We start from the raw sequence: 19,100 nt of genomic DNA, 5'->3' as shown, positions 1-19,100 counted from the left end.
TAAATATTTCAGGATGAAAGTAGTAAATTTATTTCTTAATTTTGGGCTTTAGATCATTAATTGATAGGATTAATCCAAACAGTAGCGGTGTGCTGAATACACACAAAGCAACCAGTGAAATGCTATTGCCATAATCTATGCTATAGAGCATTAAGGCAATAATAATGGAAATGACTGCAGCCAGTTTCACACATTTTGCATGTCGGGTGAGTATGGAAAATCGGCTTTTCTGTGTTTTATTGATCTGTTTTGTGCTGACAAGATAAAGACCATAACTTGCAATTAAAATCAGCAATGAAGCGAGAGCAATGATCATGGGCCTGATTCCTGAATTTGTTTATAAGCTAATTTTTTCTGAATTTTTGCCACAGCTTTATTTTGAATTGGGGTAATTTTTTGATGTAAAAATATATTTAGGAAAGCAAAGATCCAAATCATGATATCAACACGGAGAAATAACCAATAATTATGGATTGAATGAATGTAGTGGTTTGAAACAAGATAATAGAGATTGAAAATAGGCAATACCAATGTCATTACAATAATTAATTTAAGCTGTGTTTTCCACAAATATTGCTGCTTTGAAACAAGGGCAACAATCAAGCTGAATAGCCATAAACTAAAAAATGTGTAGATCTCATAATTTGGACCTTCTGCTTTAATCGTTACAAAGCGGTTGGCGTATAAATAACCCAACATGGCAATCGGTAAACCAAGAATCAATGCAGTATTTAGCCGATTGACCAAGTAATGGCCAAAATGGAATTGATCATTTTTATTTTGAAGCTGTCGTTTTAAGCTCCACAATAATAATCCAGAGGCAATCATGGCACATCCCAATAGTCCAGAAAAAAATAATCCTAGACGGAGTAAAGGCTGGGCAAAATTTGCCATATGTAAACCATACATACTTGCATTTAAGGTTGCGATTGCACTGTTATTACGGGTATTGCCTAACAATGCACCTGTGGTTCCATTAAAACTCATTTGGGCTTGATTACGGGTAATCGAGTGGTCTTCTAATGCGGTAACAGTTACTTTGGCTAATTGTGTGTTTGGTTGGTCTACAGCAATATGATCAATACTGGTTTTTCCCCATTGTTGTTGTGTTCGTTGGAGAAAATACTGAATCGGTTTCATTTTTTCAGGTATTGCTGTTTGGGCTTGTGCCATTGTTGAAATATTGCGAATCTCATCGAAATATTGAAATGGACGGTCTGGATATGATTTTTTCATACCTGCAGGAAAGAGCAGATAGAAAAAGATAGCGAGCCCTGTAAACGTGATGGTTAAGAAAAAAGGCAATGCAATCACAGAGCTCATATTGTGGAAATCCAAATATGAACGTTGACCTTTAAAAGCTCTTAAGGTAAAGAATTCAGTAAATATTTTTTTATGGGTAATGATGCCTGATATTAGGATAATAAACATGATCAGTGCTGCAAATGTGACGATTAAACGACCAATAGCATAGGGAAGACCATATAACTGATAATGAAAACTATAAAAAAAATCGCCGCCTTGTGTTGCAGAAAGGCTGAGTTCTTTGCCTGTATTGGCATCTAAAGTTTTACTTTCGTAACCACCATCGGCTTTTTGCCAATAAATTTTATTGACAGGACTATTGGGATTAGCAATACCGATATACCAGCTTTTGGCATTGGTCGCATTTTTCTGTAAATAGTCGTAAGCCGATTGAATAGCAGTTTGCTGCCGAATTTGCATGTTGGCAAATTGTGGTTGCATCCACATATTCACTTCATGGCGATAATAGGTCACCGTACCAGTTAAAAAAATTGCAAACAATAACCAACCGAAGATGAGACCAATCCAAGAGTGTAACCATGCCATAGATTGACGAACAGATTTATGCATGAGTTAACCTATGAATTTTGAAAAAAGTAAGAGAACAATCACTAAAACGAAACTTATGATTGACATTTTTTTTAAAGATTGAATACAAAAACTGACCAGCACAAAAATAATATAAAAGAGCAGTGCGATAAATGCAGCGAGATAAATAGACTCAGCTTTTGCCAAGTAGGGGTAAAATATATCAATTAAATTGATCGATAATAAATAACTACATGCATAGCCTATACCAAATGCCAGTATAAAGCGGTATAACACTGATAATGGGTAAAGCAAAGTTTGCATAATAAGGACTTTCTTGCAATTGAAGATGCCTTAATCCATAGCGATTAAGGCAAGTTTAGATTAATATTTAAATTTTACAGCAACACTGTAGTTGGCTGGTGCACCATAAAATGCCTGACCATCTGGGAAGCTGTATAAATATTTTTTGTCTGTCACATTGTTGGCATTTGCCTGTAGCGAAATATGATTGTTTACATCATAGCTTGTCATCAAATTCAATAAAGCGTACGCATCTTGGGTAATTGTACTATTGACCGAAGAATCATACAGCTTGATGGCTTCTTGCCATTTTAACGATGCACCGATTTTAAGTTGTGGTAATGCCGGAATGGTGTATGTGGTCAATAGATTAAGGGTTTGGTTTGGATTATAGGTCCGAGCATCGCCACCGTTTTTTAAATCTTTTAAACTGAATTGACTATAACCAAATGCGATATTCAGGTGATCTGTGATTTGTCCAGCCAAACCGACTTCTACACCTTGAGAGCGTAAATCACTGGTTTCCACTTTTCGATTGAGTGGGTTTCCATCAGAGTTGCGTAGTGGATAATTACTTTGTTCTGTACGAAACACTGCCAGAGTTCCAGTAAGTTTGTCATCAAGCCATGCGCTTTTAATCCCTGCTTCGTAGCTTTCGCCATCAACTGGTTTAAGCGCTTTATTATCTGTTCCTAACCCAGATTGTGGGCGGAAAATAGAGGTATAGCTGAGATAGCCTGTGTATTCTGGAGTGAAGTTATAAGTAATACCAGCATATGGAGATACTTTGTTTTCATCATAGACCATCGATGAACCATAACTTACGCCTTCACTTTTTGCTTGAACATAGTTTAAACCGAGTAAAAGTTTTAAATCATCATTTAAGTGCAGGCGGGTCGCCGCATATACTGAATTGAGCTTTTGTGTATAGTTCGCAGCATCACTAAAAGCTGACCAAGTCACTGATTGGGGCGTCCAACTTGACCAGTCTGTAGTGAGTTGGCGTAAGTAGCCTAATGAATTATCGTTCCTGATATTACTGTCATTAATTGTGCCTGACGTTTGTTGATCATACTGCTTATTCTGCAGATAACTATAACCTAATGTGGCTTCATGCTCACGACCAAATAGTGAATATGAGCCTTGTAGATTCAAGTCTGCAAAATGACTTTTTAAACTTTCTTTGCCACCCCACGCAGTAAGGGCAACATTTCCACCATTTTGATCAGGATAACCATAATAATAAAGTAAGTTACTGTTATGATCGGTTTGGTTGTAATTATAGCTGAGCTTTGCTGTCCATTGATCATTGATCTTTTGCTTTAACTCTACAAATGCATTTTGTGTCTTATTGTCCCAATATGCCCAATCTGGATTAGGATTGTAATTACGGTGATAGGAAAGTTGTTTTCCATCTGCTCCTAGAAGTGGGAGAGCACCCCAGTTATTGGCATTGGGTTTATTCTGTTGTTGACTATAACCGACTGTGAGTCGGGTTGAATCTGTAAGATCAGCATCAATGATGCCTGAAAAACCATTTTTCTCTGATGAGTAACGATCCAGATAGGAATCTCCAGTTTGCTCATAGCCCATCAAACGACCACGAATGCGACCATCCTTATTCAGTGCGCTAGATACATCAGCTTCATAACGCTGAGTATTCCATGAACCATAGCTGATACCCGCATTGGCTTGAAACTCTTGCGTTGGTCGTTTACGGATATAATCAATGGTTGCACTTGGATCACCGAAGGCATTGGTAAGTGCATCTGCACCCTTAATCACATCGATTCGATCATAAAAATAGGTATCTGGATTGGTGTTATTATAATTATAACTGCTTGAAGGGAATCCGACCCCATCTGTCAAAAGATTGGAGATTTCAAAACCACGTGCTGTATAAGTCGAACGCTCAGTTTCTTGATTGCTGACAGTAATCCCAGGAGTATTACTCAATGCATCTCTTGTGCTATTAAGTGCGAAATCATTCATTTGCTGACGTGTAACGACATTGACTGTTTGAGGCGTTTCTTTAACAGGAATATTCAGTTTGGCTGCACTGGTTGATTTTTTAACGATATAAGATTTGCTTTGTTCAGAACTTATTTCACTTTGTTCAGCAGTTGCTTGCACTGAAATCGTGGGTAAGCTTTGTAAATCTTCAGCAAAACTTTGTTGCGCAGTGAATAGTGTCAAACTCATGATCGAGAGTTTGAATCTGTTTGGGAGAGAATTCAGCATGAGTTATCTTAAATGATAATAATTATCGCTTAGTTTATTGTTTGTCTGGTTTTGTGACAATAGTTGGCTAATTGAAAATATAAATTGAAAATAGGTTAATGATAGAAAACTGAGTGAATAGTCACCCAATTGAATTGCTATATACACGAATATCCAGATCTGGCTTTGTGGTGATTATATGGAGGCTTTGAGGTTAAACGAGTTTGACTATGCTATGATGCATGCATACTGCAAAGTGGGAAGAATATCTTGCAAAATCGAAAGCTTAAAATTGGTATTGTCGTTGGTGAGGTGTCAGGAGATACTTTAGGGGCCAAGCTTATTCGTAGTTTTCGTGAACAAGGCATTGATGCTGAATTTGAGGGGATTGGTGGCCCGCAAATGATTGCCGAAGGTTTCAACAGTTTTTATCCTATGGATATTTTATCCGTGATGGGTATTGTTGAAGTCCTCAAAGATTTAAAGAAGTTGTTTGCTGTACGCGATGGTTTGGTTGAAAAGTGGTCTGCCCATCCTGTTGATGTTTTTATTGGTATTGATGCTCCAGATTTCAATTTGCGTTTATCCAAGAGTTTAAAGCAAAAAAATCTTCCAATTAAAACTGTGCAATATGTGAGTCCATCAGTATGGGCGTGGCGGCAAGGGCGGGTACATGGAATTAAAGCCAGTATTGATCTCGTACTTTGTTTATTTCCTTTTGAGAAGAGCTTTTATCAAAAATTTGCAGTTCCTGCTGCGTTTGTAGGCCATCCACTCGCCAGTCAGTTGCCTTTACAAAATCCAATTTTGGATGCCAAACAAGAGCTTGGTTTGGATATTAGTCAAAAACATATTGCATTATTACCAGGCAGTCGCCGTGGTGAAATAGAACGACTTGGACCACTGGTTTTAGATGCGGCAAATATTATTCACCACAAATATCCAGATTATCAGTTTGTCATTCCTGCGATTAATGAGCTGCGAAAACAACAGATTGAAGCATTATTAAAACACTATCCAAATGATTTGGTTGCAAAAATTCACTTACTTGAAAATATTGATAAAGAGTCAAAAATTGGCCGTCAAGTCATGAATGCAGCAAATATTGTTGCTCTGGCTTCAGGTACAGCGACTTTAGAAGCATTGTTGTTGCATCGACCAATGGTCACTTTTTATAAACTCAATTGGCTGACTTATGTTATTGCCAAGTTGATGGTCAAAATTCCTTATTATTCTTTGCCAAATATCATTGCCGGAAAAAAAGCAATTCAAGAGTTGATTCAAAAAGATGCGACACCCGAAAAATTAGCGCGTGAAATAGAAAAGTTAATGGATATTGAAGCTTCTCAAATTCAGGTTATGCAGTTGATTACGATGCATAAGCAGCTTTTGGCGGGAAATAGTGAAGATCCAGTGCAAGCAATTTTAGCACTGTTAAAATCATAATTGAAAAATCATTGATGATTTAATTAAACGATTGGAATTATCTAGTTAAATTTAAGTGTGTTCAAGCATAGACTTTTGCATTGTTTAAAAAATCAGTATCCAATATAAAATGACTTTTAAATATTAAAGAACAATGTTGATGTTTTATTGCGAAACGATATGGCGGCATTACCCAATCTACATATGCGAGGGGCGTTGCAGGGGGTATTGGCAATCTATTTGAGGTTTTTTGTTTTTCCACTTCTAAAGATCGAAGTATAGCCTACGCAAATTGATCAAAAATTTTCTGGAAAAGATAAGGCAATAAATACTTTATCAATATATTGCACGTTTTAATATAGACAGAACGTTTATAAGAGCTTTAATCAAAAAACTCCTCCATATTTAAATGAAAGAGGAGTTTTGTGTGAATGAAATGCAGGGCCAAATGAATTTCTACTCTGCCCGCACTTTCAGTTCGTAACCTGTATATTTACGGATATTGATCACCCCAGTATCCATAATTAGATATTGACCTTTGATTCCTTGTAATTTGCCACGAATAACCGGAGTCTTGTCAAGGTTATGGGATTTGATCTTTTCAGGATAAATATCGACAGGGTAGACAAATTCACGAGGCAGTTCATCTTCAAGTAATTCAACCGTTTCATTAAACTCAAGATGCTGTGCAAATTCGTCACGGATGGTTTGAATTTTAGGTGCAAATTCTTGTACCAATTCATTACGAATTTCAATTAGATCAATTGGATCAGCTTCGCCTTTTAGCAGTTTGCGCCAATCCGTTTTATCTGCAACCTGTGCGCCAAACATGACTTCCAGTTGACCTGATAAGCGACGAGAACCCACTTTCAATATCGGTAAAGCTTGGGTTGCACCTTGGTCTAACCAACGTGTTGGCATTTGACCTAAACGGGTAATTCCAACCTTTAAAGCACTGGAGTTGGCCAGATAAACAATATGTGGTTGGAAGCAAACTTCGTGGGCAAAATCATTTTCACGACAGGTGCCTAAGTGGTAGTGGCAAGTTTCAGGCTTCATGATACACATGTCGCAAGATGCCTTGGTTTTCATGCATTTAAAGCAGTGACCTTGGGAATAAGACTTTGGGGTCTTGGCGCCACATGAAACACAATAGATATTCCCAGTCGCTTCAATCTCGATTTCTTGCCCCAGGCTAAATGGCAGTTCGATTTCTGAGCGATCTAATATAAATTTATATTCAACATTTGCCTTATGTGTTTGTTGATCAGTTAAACTAAGATCTTTAAGACCTGCATGCATTTTATGACAAATGCCTTGTAGTTCCATATTTAATTACTCGCTTCAAAAAAGGTGCAGTTATGGCTGAGCAAAATGTCATCACTTCAATGCTAGACGATTTATCGCAACAGCAGCCAATTCAAACTGCAGTGTGTATTGGGCAAAATTTGGCGCAATACTCTCAAAATTATTCAATTCAGTGGTCCTATTTTAACGTATCTGAGTTTTTAAATCTGCCTTTTACCCAGCGATATGATTTAGGATTTGTGGTTTTAGATACAGATGAAATGCAACAGCTTTCGGATCTGCATAAATCGCAATTGTTGGTGAAGTTGCGTGATCTCTTGGCAAGACGTATTGTAGTGGCTTGCCGGCTCAGTGATGAGCATCTGCTTCGATCATTGGGCTTTACACAATTGATCGACAAGACATCCCATGAAAATGATTTTGCGTTATGGCAGTTTAATATTTTAACTTATAAACATGTGCCAGATTGGTTTAACGCTAAGTTTTGGGCAAATCCTGAAAACTGGAATAAGTTTCGTTGGTAATTGGTTTTTTGATGAGACTAAAATGACATTAAGGTATTGCAAAAATTAACAATTCCAATTTTGTTGAATATCCTAAAGCCAAGTATGCTGTAGTCGTGTCATAAAACTTAAAAAAGGAAAACTTCATGACAGATTTAACAAATATTGTTGAAATTTTAGCAAAACAAGCACTTGGCGGACAACAACAATCACAAGGCGGGCTTGGTGGTGGATTAGGCGGTGTTTTAGGTTCAGTGCTTGGCGGTCTAGGTGGTCAACAACAGTCACAAGGCGGAGGTTTGGGTGGCGTATTGGGCTCAGTGCTTGGTGGCTTGACAGGTGGTCAGCAGCAACAAGCTCCGCAGGCGAGTGGTTTTAATGCATCTTCATTATTGATTGCCGTTGTTCCATTGGTTTTGGGGTGGATTCAACAGAATGGCGGTTTACAAGGCGCTTTGGCTAAATTACAGGGGGCTGGTTTAGGTGGTCAAGTGCAAAGCTGGGTTGATCCATCGCAAGGCAATAGTGGGGTAAATGTTGAACAAATCCAAAGTCTATTTGGCAGCCAACAAGTTGAACAAGTTGCGCAGCAGGCCAATGTTCCAACCAATGAGGTGTATGGGGCAATTTCGACTGTACTACCGCAAATCATTGATTCACTTACACCGCAAGGTGAAGCAACGGATCATAATGAAGCCAATGGCGATATTCAAAATGTATTGAATCTGGTTTCTGGTTTTATGAAATAAATCTTATTTTACAATAAAAAAAGCCAGTAAAGATGTTCTTGACTGGTTTTTGTTGATTTATTTGGACTGAGGTTCAGGATCATCACCAATGGCTTCGCTGCTTTTCACTTCTCCGCTGGCTTTCCTTTTAATATATTTGATCTGACCATAACCTTCAGCATACCATTCATCTAAAGTAGCATCGCCAATTTGTGAAACAAAATGACAAGCATTATTGAATTTTAAAGTATTGTCATCATTGTCAATCAAACTAAGATTTTCAAACCCAACAAATTCGATATCAACAGTTTTATTATTTACAGATTTATCCGTGTTGTCTACTTGAGATTCAATCACAGCATTATAAGTCATCTGAAACTTTTGATGAGGCATGAGGTTAGATGGGAAGGTTGGAAGAGGTGCTTGGTAGGTGGTTTTTACCAATACATCATTGGGATTTGAACCAAGCGCAGCAATACCATAATCTAAATTCGCCAACATGGTGCGACCCGTGAGGTCGTAGATATAATCTGTTCGAACACCAGCCCCTTGTCTCACGATCGCAATTGCATTCTGATTGTTGAAGATTGTCGGAACAATCTGTATTTCAGTTTCATCACTATTGTTTAACGTAAACTTTTTGTTGGGCTCAAGCTTAAAACAATCATCTGAATTTGCAGTTTTCATGGGTTTTTCTTCGAATGTTTTTTCAGTTTGATGCACTGTATTGTCATGCGATTTGTTTTTAGAGCATGCAACAGTCAAGATTGAAAGCAAGCTGATAACAACGACAGTTTTATTCATTTTTATCCTAAACGATAAAGTGTAAATTTCACGAGGCTATTTTTAACGATGATCTGATAAAAAACAACCATATTCTTAACAAATATGGTTGGAGTAAAAATTGAATTTATAAGTTTATTTTAATCTGATAAGGCTGTTTTATCTTCCTCTTCATCGTCCTCGGTGGAATCCATACCGAGTTCTTTGAGTTTTCGGGTGAGTGTATTGCGCCCCCAGCCGAGTAACTCAGCTGCATGACGTTTGCGGCCACGTGTTTGCTGTAGTGCTGCATTAATCAACGTCCGTTCAAACATCGGTGTGGCAATGTCTAAGATTTTCATCTCACCATTTTTGAGTTTTTGAATCGCCCATTGCCCTAAAAGTTCATCCCAGTGGTGTAGTGCTATACGATCAACGCCTGTTTGAATTTGTCCTTGATCATCAGTTTTGCTGATTGGGATTTGTTTTAACTCGGATGGTAGATCTTCTGGATACACTTCACGACCCGTGATCATGACAGTCAGCCATCGGCACGTATTTTCCAGTTGGCGCACATTACCTGGCCAAGGAAGTTTCTGAATATATTCTTGTGTTTCAGGGCGCAAGATTTTTGGACTTACCCCAAGTTCTTTACCTGCACGTGCTAGAAAGTGCTGTGCCAGCATCGGAATATCTTCAGAGCGATGTGCTAGTTTGGGAATATGGATGCGAATAACATTTAAACGATGATAAAGGTCTTCGCGGAAACGGCCGTCATGTACCAGCTTTTCTAGGTCTTGATGCGTAGCAGCAACAATACGTACATCTACACGTACAGGAATGTGTCCCCCAACACGATAGAACTCACCATCAGCCAAAACACGTAGCAAACGGGTTTGTGTTTCAAAAGGCATATCGCCGATTTCATCTAAAAACAGCGTACCGCCGTTGGCTTGCTCGAAACGTCCTTGACGTTGGGTATTTGCCCCTGTAAAAGCACCTTTCTCATGTCCAAATAATTCGGTTTCAATCAAATCTTTTGGAATGGCGGCCATATTTAAAGCAATGAAAGGTTTACTACTTCTTGGTGAATGGCGATGCAAAGCATGTGCAACTAATTCTTTACCTGTTCCAGACTCACCATTGATTAATACAGTAATATGAGATTGTGAGAGTCGTCCAATTGCACGGAAGACCTCTTGCATTGCAGGAGATTCACCAATGATCTCAGTTGATTGAATCGGTGTTGCTTTAGCTGACTCTTGTTGCTGTAATTTATTGATGTGTAAAATGGCGCGGTTGACCAGCGCGAGTGCTTCATCAATATCAAAAGGTTTTGGTAGATACTCAAAGGCACCAGTTTGATAGCTGGACACCGCGGACTCTAAATCCGAGTGTGCCGTCATGATGATTACCGGAAGATCGGGATAACTTCCTTTGACCTTGCCTAAGAAGGTAAGACCATCAATACCCGGCATGCGAATATCTGTCAAAATAACATCGGGTGCATGTGTAGGTAACTGGTCCAAAGCGGATTGTGCTTCTTCAAAGCTGGTCACATCAAAACCTTCTTCTTTGAATGTTTTTTCCAACACCCAACGCATGGCACGGTCGTCATCGATCACCCAAATTTTATTATGCGACATGGTTAGACTCCCAAGGTAAATATAGGCTAAATACTGTTTTTCCAGGAACAGATTGACATTCAATCATTCCGTTATGTTGATGCATGATATTCTGTGCAATGCTTAAACCAAGCCCAGTTCCTTTGGCTCGACCAGTGACAAGTGGATAAAAAACGGATTCCAAAATTTCTTCAGGTACGCCAGGACCGTTATCTTCGATATCAATACGAATGGCTGATTTGTTTAATACGCCATTAATGGTGACAAGGCGTTGGATGCGTGTACGCAATATTAATTCAGGTTGATGATCAACGAAGAATTCTCGATTTTCTGTCATCGCCTGAACTGCATTGACACTAATATTCAACATGACTTGAATCAATTGATCTCGATCAGCTTTTACGTCAGGTAAAGAAAGATCGTAGTCACGCGTAATTTTAATTTTTTTCTTGGTTTGATTCACGATGAGTGAACGAACGCGTTCCAATGGTTCGTGAACATTGACCGCTTCATAACTTGGAATTTGGCGTGAGCCAAGCATGGTGTCTGCTAAGTTTCTTAAGCGATCAACTTCACTGATAATAATATCTGTGAATTCTGCATACTGAGGATCGTTTAAACTTCGCGCTAAAAGCTGAGTTGCACCCCGAATACCGCCCAAGGGGTTTTTAATCTCATGTGCAACGCCACGTATGAGCTGTCGTGCGACTTGGTGCTGCTGAATAAGATTCTCTTCTTTTGAAATTTTCAGCATCCGATCAATCGGATTCAATTCTATTAACAATAATGGGTGATAGGGTTTGCCAGTATTCAGTTGAGATACCGAGTAATCAACATGCATATCTTTAAAATTAACATTGATGATCGCCTCACGACGTGTATAGGCTTGACCTGTTTTAATGGTGTTGTTGAGCGCATCCAAAGTATTAAAGCTATCGTTTGGTGCATGTAAGATATTGATTACAGGCTGACCAGCTGCGCGAAACAAACTAATATCAAACAGGGCTTCGCAAGATGAATTGAGATAAAAAATATTTAGATTACAATCGACCAAAAGGATTGCTGTGGTTAAATTATCCACAAGCAGTCGATAGTCAATGGTTGGGTATTGATCCATTAGCAGAGCTTTCCTGTCTTAAAATAGCGCAATGGCATCTGCACCTCTATTCTATTTATCCCAATCAAGGGTATTGAATTGATATAAATCGTGCTCATATAAAGCAAGATGCACGCCAACTTTTATTTATTGCGCAGTTTTCTTACATGAATAATAAAAATTGCGCATTTAACGATCTTTATTCCCTGTATATCAGTCATCATGATATTAAGCTATCATGGTTGTGTCCCAAAATGGTGCAATATTGAAATCTTTATCACTTGATTGGGTGTATTTTGGTGCATTATATAAAGAGTCGTGTTTCCACCTGTTTTTATCTCTGGAAAAGTCATACAATACGCGGATTATAGTGGAGCGCAGATTCATGAAGTCCCCCAAAGTCGGTTTTGTATCTTTAGGTTGTCCTAAGGCATTGGTAGATTCTGAACGAATTTTAACTCAGTTGAAAACTGAAGGTTATGATGTTGCATCAGATTATGATGGTGCTGATTTAGTTGTTGTGAACACCTGTGGTTTTATTGAATCTGCAGTACAAGAGTCTTTAGATGCAATTGGCGAAGCCATGAGTGCAAATGGTCGTGTAATTGTTACAGGCTGTTTAGGTAAAGATGAAGACAAGATTCGCCAAATGCACCCCAATGTACTTAAAGTTACCGGTGCGGCTGCATATCAGGAAGTAATGGAAGCTGTACATCAGTATGTTCCAGAGCCACCTAAGCACAACCCTTTTATTGACCTTGTCCCAGAGCAAGGAATTCGTTTGACCCCAAAACATTATGCCTATTTGAAAATATCGGAAGGATGTAACCATCGTTGCACATTCTGTATTATTCCAAGTATGCGTGGTGATCTTGTATCACGTCCTGTCGGTTCAGTGTTGAGTGAAGCGCAAGCATTGAAAAAAGCAGGAGTGAGAGAAGTCTTGGTGATTTCACAAGATACTTCGGCTTATGGTGTGGATACCAAATATAAGCTTGATTTCTGGAATGGCCAGCCTGTTAAAACCAAATTCTATGACATGTGCGAAGCATTAGGTCAATTGGGAATTTGGGTGCGTTTACATTATGTCTATCCATACCCGCATGTTGATGCGGTGATTGATTTAATGGCACAAGGTAAAATCCTGCCATATCTAGATATTCCTTTTCAACACGCCAGTCCGCGCATCTTAAAATTGATGAAGCGACCAGCCCACAGTGAAAATACATTAGAGCGCTTAAAATTATGGCGTGAGAAATGCCCTGAATTGGTGATTCGTTCTACATTTGTAGTGGGTTTCCCTGGTGAAACTGAAGAAGATTTCCAAATTTTACTTGATTGGTTGCAAGAAGCTCAACTTGATCGTGTCGGTTGTTTTACTTATTCGCCTGTAGAGGGTGCGACTGCCAACGATTTACCTGATCACGTTCCAGAGGAAATCAAGCAACAACGCTATGAACGCTTTATGGAAGTTCAGCAAGCGATTTCCGCTGCCAAATTACAACAGCGTATCGGTCAAACGATGACTGTGTTGGTTGATGGGTTGGAAGATGAGTTTCCTGTGGCTGTTGCACGTTCTTATGCAGATGCACCTGAAATTGATGGTAACGTATTTGTTGAAGATATAGATAAATCATTGATTAAGGCAGGTGACTTACTTGAAGTCGAAATCACAGATGCAGATGAATACGATTTATTTGCAAAGTTGATCAAAATTAAATCGGCGTAAAAGTAATTGATTTCAAATTGATTGAATACGAATAAAATTGTAGATATAAGTATTGGAGTTTTGTGATGTTAGATTCTAAAAAGCCGCGCTATGAGCGAATTTTGCTCAAACTTTCAGGTGAGGCGCTTGCAGGTAATAAAGACATGGGAATCGATGCACCTGTGTTGGATCAAATGTCTTTATCTATTGCCCATTTGGTGGGTTTAGGTGTGCAAGTCGGTATTGTTGTTGGTGGTGGTAATTTATATCGCGGCAGTCAATTACAAAAAGATGGGCTTGTTGGTCGTGTAACTGGTGATCAAATGGGTATGCTTGCGACTGTCATGAATGGTCTGGCATTACGTGATGCTTTGGTGCGCCGTAACATTAAAACTCGATTAATGTCTGCGCTTCCAATCGGTGCAGTGGTTGAGTCTTATTCAAGCCGTGATGCCATTCGTCATCTCACTCAAGGTGAAGTTTGCGTATTTGTTGCAGGTACGGGTAATCCATTCTTTACTACTGATACAGCAGCGTGCTTGCGTGGTATTGAAATTGAAGCGGACCTGATCTTAAAAGCAACAAAAGTGGATGGTGTCTACAACAAAGACCCAAGTAAATACGATGATGCAATTAAATACGATCATTTAAGCTTTGATCAGGTTTTAGATGAGAAACTTGGTGTAATGGATTTGACGGCAATTTGTTTGTGTCGTGATCATAATGTGCCACTTCAAGTGTTTGATATGAACAAATCAGGTGCACTACTTTCTGTAGTAATGGGTGAAAAAGAAGGAACACATGTTACAAACTAATGTACGTGTGGGATAAAGCTCTTTATACTACTGCAATTTTACGTTATACACATTTATAAGTAAGGAAGATCATATGATTAACGATCTTAAAAAAGACGCTGAAGACCGTATGAACAAATCATTAGAGTCTTTGGAACATGGTTTCGCAAAGGTTCGTACTGGCCGTGCGCATCCATCAATCCTCAATGGTGTTATGGTTCCTTACTATGGTTCTGATGTGCCATTAAACCAAGTTGCAAACGTTGGTGTTGAAGATTCACGTACTTTGCTGGTACAGCCATTTGAGCGTTCAATGGTATCTGCAATTGATAAAGCGATTCGTGAATCTGACTTGGGTTTAAACCCCGTAACTGCTGATTCAATTCGTGTACCGATGGCTGCATTGACTGAAGAAACACGTAAAGACATGCAAAAAGTTGCGCGTAATGAAGCTGAAAATGCAAAAGTTGCGATCCGTAACATTCGCCGTGATGTTTTGGGTGATATTAAGGCATTGTTGAAAGATAAAGAAATTTCTGAAGATGATGAGCGCCGTGCAGGTGATGATATCCAAAAAATTACAGACAAGTTTGTTGCTGAAGTAGATAAACGTCTTGCTGCTAAAGAAGCTGAATTGATGAAGGTCTAAGATTTATAATGACCACATCTGAAGACAACCATCTTCCAAAACATGTTGCCATCATTATGGATGGCAACAATCGTTTTGCTAAAAAGAAACAACTACAAAAAGGTGATGGACATCGTGAAGGTAAAAATGTCCTTGACCCAATTGTAGAGCATTGCCGAAAAGTGGGTGTTCAAGCCCTGACTGTGTTTGCATTTTCAAGTGAAAATTGGAATAGGCCACAGTATGAGGTTGATTTGTTGATGAAATTGTTGGAAGAAACAATTCATGAGCAAATTCCTCGTATGGAAAAATTTGAAATCGCGTTGAGATTTATTGGTGATCGTAGTCGGCTTTCTCCAGAGCTACGTGAATTAATGTTGCATGCTGAACAAAGGACTGCTAAGTTCAGTAACATGACTTTAACAATTGCGGTGAGTTATGGCGGTATGTGGGATATTACGGATACTGCACGTAAACTTGCACAACAAGTTAAAGATCAAAAAATTGATGTGAATCAAATCAATGCTGAATTATTTGCACAACAAATAAGTTTGGGGGATTTGCCACCTGTAGATTTGTTGATTCGTACAGGCGGTGATTACCGATTATCTAACTTTTTATTGTGGCAAGCTGCCTATGCTGAGTTGTATTTTACTCAGACGTTGTGGCCTGAGTTTACAGTGCAAGAACTGGATTATGCGTTTAATATTTTTTCAGGGCGAGAAAGGCGTTTCGGAAAAACATCTGAACAAATTCAACAAGAACATATAGAGAACTGAGAATGTTAGAGCGGATTATAACCGCATTGGTATTGGTTGCAGTCGTGCTGAGTTGCATGTTTGCAACAAAATCACAATACCCAATGTTAGTGTTAATGATTATCGCAGCTGGGGCGGCAGGCTATGAGTGGTTTAAACTCATGCCACATGAATCTGACTCTGTAAAAAAATTAAAAGCTGCTGGATTTGGTTTACTTACCGCTATTTTTTCTGGTTTAGCATTATATTTTAATGACTTGGCACTTATCCTCTGGAGTGCATCTATCCTTACTTGGTTGTGTAGTCTGTATTGGGTTAAAAACTATCCTGAATATGATGGCTGGTACAACATTACATTGAATATCGTTGGACTGGTACTGATCAGTGCTGCGGTCACTGCTATTTTCGAAGTATGGAAGAGTTCACCGTGGTGGCTGATGTATCTGTTTCTTTTGGTTTGGGGGGCAGACAGTGGCGCATATTTTGTTGGACGTAAATTCGGCAAACGCAAACTGGCACCGGATGTTAGTCCCAATAAATCCATTGAGGGTTTAATTGGCGGGATTGTGACAGTTGCTATCGTTATTGTCATTGTTCAATCGATTTACCTGCATTTAACGCTTTCACAACATATTCTTTTCCTTGTTCTGTCTATTGTGACGGTATTTAGTTCAGTATTGGGCGATTTGTTTGAATCCATGATTAAACGTCGCGCTGGAATTAAAGATTCAGGTCGTATTCTCCCAGGGCATGGTGGAGTGCTTGACCGTATTGATTCATTGCTTGCTGCAGCTCCAATTTTTGCAGCAGGAATGTATGTTTTAAAACTTATTGGTGTAGATTTATAGATGTCACAATCTGTTTGTATATTAGGTGTTACAGGTTCTATCGGGCGCAGTACTTTAAAAATTTTAGAACAGCATCCAGATCAGTATTCGGTTTTTGCTGTGACTGGTTATACTCGAATAGAAGAACTCAGTGAAATATGCAAACAGTATCGGCCAAAATGTGTGGTTGTTCCCTCAATAAAGGTAGAAGAACTACAACAACGATTGAAAGCATATCAAATCACTGAGATTGAGATATTAACTGATGAAGATGGCTTGATTGAGGTCTCTAAACATCCAGAGGTGGATGTGGTGATGGCTGCAATCGTTGGGGCTGCTGGATTACTCCCTACATTGGCTGCTGTAAAAGCAGGTAAGCGTGTTCTGCTTGCAAACAAAGAAGCCTTGGTGATGTCGGGAGACATCATGCTGCAAGCAGCTCAAGAACATGGTGCTGTATTATTGCCTGTCGATTCTGAGCATAATGCAATTTTTCAATGTCTCCCGCAAAATTATTTACAGATTGAGCGCCAAGGTGAGCCTTTGCTGGGGGTAAAACAAATTTTATTGACCGCTTCAGGCGGTCCTTTTTTGAATCATACGCTTGAACAACTCGAAACAGTAACACCAGCGCAAGCCTGTAAGCATCCGAATTGGTCAATGGGGCAAAAAATTTCCGTTGATTCTGCAACATTGATGAATAAAGGCTTAGAATTAATCGAAGCGTGTCATTTATTTTCAATTAAAGAACAATTTGTTACAGTTGTTGTTCATCCACAAAGTATTATTCATTCAATGGTTCAGTATGTGGATGGTTCGACTTTGGCTCAAATGGGTAATCCAGATATGTGTACCCCGATTGCACATGCGCTTGCATGGCCTGAACGGATTCAAACACATGTGCCACCATTAGATCTGTTCATCCATTCACAACTTGATTTTCAAGCACCAGATATTGTTCGTTTTCCAGCGCTTAAGTTGGCTCGTCAAGCCATGCAATCTGGAGGATTGGCACCTTCAATTCTCAACGCCGCCAATGAAATAGCTGTTGCAGCATTTTTACAGGAAAAGATTGCATTCTTGGAAATTACACAAGTGGTTGAACATACTTTAAATCACGTTCAAAATGGTTCAGCAGATTCGATTGAAGCGATTTTGCAGACAGATCAACTTGCTCGACAAGTTGCTTCACAACGCATTACACAATTGGGAAGCTGATCATGAGTGTTCTATTTATCATTGTTGCTGCAATTTTGCTATTAGGTCCTTTGATTGCAATTCATGAGTTTGGACATTATTGGGTAGCACGTAAACTGGGTGTAAAAGTCCTTGTTTATTCAATTGGATTTGGTCCAACTTTATTGAAATGGACCTCTAAAAAATCCGGTATTCAATATCAACTGTCAGCTTTACCGCTAGGTGGTTATGTCAAAATGCTGGATGAGCGTGAAGGCAATGTCAGTGCAGAAGATCTGCCTTTTGCATTTAACCGTCAGTCTCCTTGGAAGCGGATTGCGATTGTTGCAGCAGGTCCATTCATTAATCTGATTTTCGCCATTTTATTATTTTGGGTGTTATTTTTACCCGCACAAGAACAACTGAATACACGTGTAGGTGCTGTTTTACCCAATACGCCTGCAGCGACAGCTCAAATGCAGGTGGGTGACAAAATTGTTGCGATTGATGGTACACAAGCAACTACATGGGAAAAGCTGAATTACGCAATTGTCGATCGCGTTGGCGAAACTGGTCATATTGATGTACAAGTTGAGCGTAATGGTCAAGCACAAAGTTTTGCTTTACCGATCAAAGATTTCTTAAAGGATCAAAGCCAATCACCATTTGATGTGCTTGGTTTTACCCCTTATCGACCGCATATTCCAGCCACCGTCTATAAGTTAAGTGCAGATGGTGCTGCAATTCGCCAAGGCATGAAAGAGGGTGATCAAATCATTTCGATCAATCAAGTAAAAATGAAAGATTGGTTTGATGTGGTCGATGTGGTACAAAAATCACCTGAAAAATTACTCAATGTAGATGTATTGCGCCAAGGGCAAATTGTACATTTACAAGTTATGCCTCAAGGTAAGCGTGACAACATGGGGAATGTGACAGGTATGTTGGGTGTGCAGGCACAGACCAATAAACTTTCTATTCCTGCTGAATATAAGCAGACCATTCAATATAATCCTGCTGAAGCATTTGTTGTTGCTGTTGAAAAAACAGGACAACTTTCAGCAATGATTTTGAATTCTATGGTGAAAATGGTACGTGGTTTAATTGGATTGGATAATTTATCTGGTCCGATTACCATTGCTAAAGTCGCTGGTCAAAGTGCTGAAATGGGGTGGCAAACTTTCATTTCTTTTATGGCTTTGATGAGTGTAAGTTTGGGGATTTTAAATTTATTGCCTATTCCGATGCTGGATGGAGGACATTTGGTTTACTACATTATTGAAGCGATTCGTGGTAAGCCTGTTTCTGAACAAATACAATTGGTTGGGCTAAAAATTGGTATGGTACTGCTCGGAAGCATGATGCTTCTTGCAATATTTAATGATTTTATGCGTTTATAACGCGAT

General features: G+C 39.1%; 17 protein-coding genes. 10 read left to right on the top strand and 7 right to left on the bottom strand.

Features of this window, described 5'->3' with window-relative positions; all coding sequences use genetic code 11:
* Positions 1-28: 28 nt before the first annotated feature.
* From OSH00_RS06780 to OSH00_RS06765, 3 genes are all read right to left on the bottom strand, one after another.
* Positions 29-316 carry a hypothetical protein gene (locus tag OSH00_RS06780; RefSeq protein WP_266129792.1) on the bottom strand — a complete coding sequence of 96 codons (288 nt, stop codon included), beginning with the start codon at positions 314-316 and terminating at the stop codon, positions 29-31.
* Complete coding sequence (locus tag OSH00_RS06775; RefSeq protein ID WP_266129791.1) at positions 313-1,875, bottom strand: PepSY-associated TM helix domain-containing protein; 1,563 nt, start codon at positions 1,873-1,875, stop codon at positions 313-315. Before OSH00_RS06775 ends, OSH00_RS06780 begins: the two co-directional genes overlap by 4 nt.
* Before the next feature lie 342 nt (positions 1,876-2,217).
* Complete coding sequence (locus OSH00_RS06765) at positions 2,218-4,377, bottom strand: TonB-dependent siderophore receptor (RefSeq protein ID WP_266129789.1); 2,160 nt, start codon at positions 4,375-4,377, stop codon at positions 2,218-2,220.
* Between the two features lie 249 nt (positions 4,378-4,626).
* On the opposite strand from OSH00_RS06765, the gene lpxB reads away from it, so the two are divergent.
* Entirely contained in the window at positions 4,627-5,802 is a 1,176-nt protein-coding gene (gene lpxB, locus OSH00_RS06760; protein ID WP_266129788.1) for a lipid-A-disaccharide synthase, read from the top strand.
* A 435-nt stretch (positions 5,803-6,237) separates the two neighbouring features.
* Here lpxB and OSH00_RS06755 read toward each other — a convergent pair whose 3' ends face one another.
* Positions 6,238-7,110 carry a DUF2797 domain-containing protein gene (locus OSH00_RS06755; RefSeq protein WP_266129787.1) on the bottom strand — a complete coding sequence of 291 codons (873 nt, stop codon included), beginning with the start codon at positions 7,108-7,110 and terminating at the stop codon, positions 6,238-6,240.
* Between the two features lie 32 nt (positions 7,111-7,142).
* On the opposite strand from OSH00_RS06755, the gene OSH00_RS06750 reads away from it, so the two are divergent.
* Together OSH00_RS06750 and OSH00_RS06745 are read left to right on the top strand one after the other, a co-directional pair.
* Positions 7,143-7,613: a DUF6231 family protein gene (locus OSH00_RS06750; RefSeq protein WP_266129786.1), complete on the top strand. Its 471-nt coding sequence runs from the start codon at positions 7,143-7,145 to the stop codon at positions 7,611-7,613.
* A 125-nt stretch (positions 7,614-7,738) separates the two neighbouring features.
* Positions 7,739-8,341 carry a YidB family protein gene (locus OSH00_RS06745; protein WP_266129785.1) on the top strand — a complete coding sequence of 201 codons (603 nt, stop codon included), beginning with the start codon at positions 7,739-7,741 and terminating at the stop codon, positions 8,339-8,341.
* A 57-nt stretch (positions 8,342-8,398) separates the two neighbouring features.
* Here the strand turns inward: OSH00_RS06745 and OSH00_RS06740 are convergent, their stop codons facing one another.
* From OSH00_RS06740 to glnL, 3 genes are all read right to left on the bottom strand, one after another.
* Positions 8,399-9,124 (bottom strand): hypothetical protein, encoded by a 726-nt coding sequence (locus tag OSH00_RS06740; protein WP_266129784.1) that lies wholly within the window; start codon positions 9,122-9,124, stop codon positions 8,399-8,401.
* Between the two features lie 119 nt (positions 9,125-9,243).
* The gene (glnG, locus tag OSH00_RS06735) at positions 9,244-10,728 is read right to left on the bottom strand and encodes a nitrogen regulation protein NR(I) (protein WP_266129783.1); all 1,485 of its coding nucleotides are present in this window, start codon (positions 10,726-10,728) and stop codon (positions 9,244-9,246) included.
* Positions 10,718-11,824, bottom strand: coding sequence for a nitrogen regulation protein NR(II) (gene glnL, locus OSH00_RS06730; protein ID WP_266129782.1), 1,107 nt, complete (start codon positions 11,822-11,824; stop codon positions 10,718-10,720). Before glnL ends, glnG begins: the two co-directional genes overlap by 11 nt.
* Positions 11,825-12,188: 364 nt before the next feature.
* Between glnL and rimO the strand changes: the two genes are divergently transcribed.
* From rimO to rseP, 7 genes are all read left to right on the top strand, one after another.
* On the top strand, positions 12,189-13,532 hold the full coding sequence (gene rimO / locus OSH00_RS06725) for a 30S ribosomal protein S12 methylthiotransferase RimO (RefSeq protein ID WP_196075302.1): 1,344 nt from the start codon (positions 12,189-12,191) through the stop codon (positions 13,530-13,532).
* A 65-nt stretch (positions 13,533-13,597) separates the two neighbouring features.
* Positions 13,598-14,326 (top strand): UMP kinase, encoded by a 729-nt coding sequence (gene pyrH, locus OSH00_RS06720; RefSeq protein WP_004830468.1) that lies wholly within the window; start codon positions 13,598-13,600, stop codon positions 14,324-14,326.
* 73 nt (positions 14,327-14,399) lie between these two features.
* On the top strand, positions 14,400-14,954 hold the full coding sequence (gene frr, locus OSH00_RS06715) for a ribosome recycling factor (protein ID WP_266129781.1): 555 nt from the start codon (positions 14,400-14,402) through the stop codon (positions 14,952-14,954).
* A gap of 8 nt (positions 14,955-14,962) precedes the next feature.
* Positions 14,963-15,712 carry a polyprenyl diphosphate synthase gene (gene uppS / locus OSH00_RS06710; protein ID WP_266129780.1) on the top strand — a complete coding sequence of 250 codons (750 nt, stop codon included), beginning with the start codon at positions 14,963-14,965 and terminating at the stop codon, positions 15,710-15,712.
* Between the two features lie 2 nt (positions 15,713-15,714).
* Positions 15,715-16,539: a phosphatidate cytidylyltransferase gene (locus OSH00_RS06705; protein ID WP_266129779.1), complete on the top strand. Its 825-nt coding sequence runs from the start codon at positions 15,715-15,717 to the stop codon at positions 16,537-16,539.
* Entirely contained in the window at positions 16,540-17,736 is a 1,197-nt protein-coding gene (gene ispC, locus OSH00_RS06700) for a 1-deoxy-D-xylulose-5-phosphate reductoisomerase (RefSeq protein WP_266129778.1), read from the top strand. It abuts the gene before it with no gap.
* A 2-nt stretch (positions 17,737-17,738) separates the two neighbouring features.
* Positions 17,739-19,094 carry an RIP metalloprotease RseP gene (gene rseP / locus OSH00_RS06695; RefSeq protein ID WP_266129777.1) on the top strand — a complete coding sequence of 452 codons (1,356 nt, stop codon included), beginning with the start codon at positions 17,739-17,741 and terminating at the stop codon, positions 19,092-19,094.
* The last annotated feature ends 6 nt before the right edge of the window (positions 19,095-19,100 follow it).

Source organism: Acinetobacter nematophilus (assembly GCF_026344175.1).
Taxonomy (GTDB): Bacteria; Pseudomonadota; Gammaproteobacteria; order Pseudomonadales; family Moraxellaceae; genus Acinetobacter; species Acinetobacter nematophilus.
The sequence above is the reverse complement of the archived record's forward strand: the minus strand, read 5'-3'. Positions and strand labels throughout refer to the sequence as shown.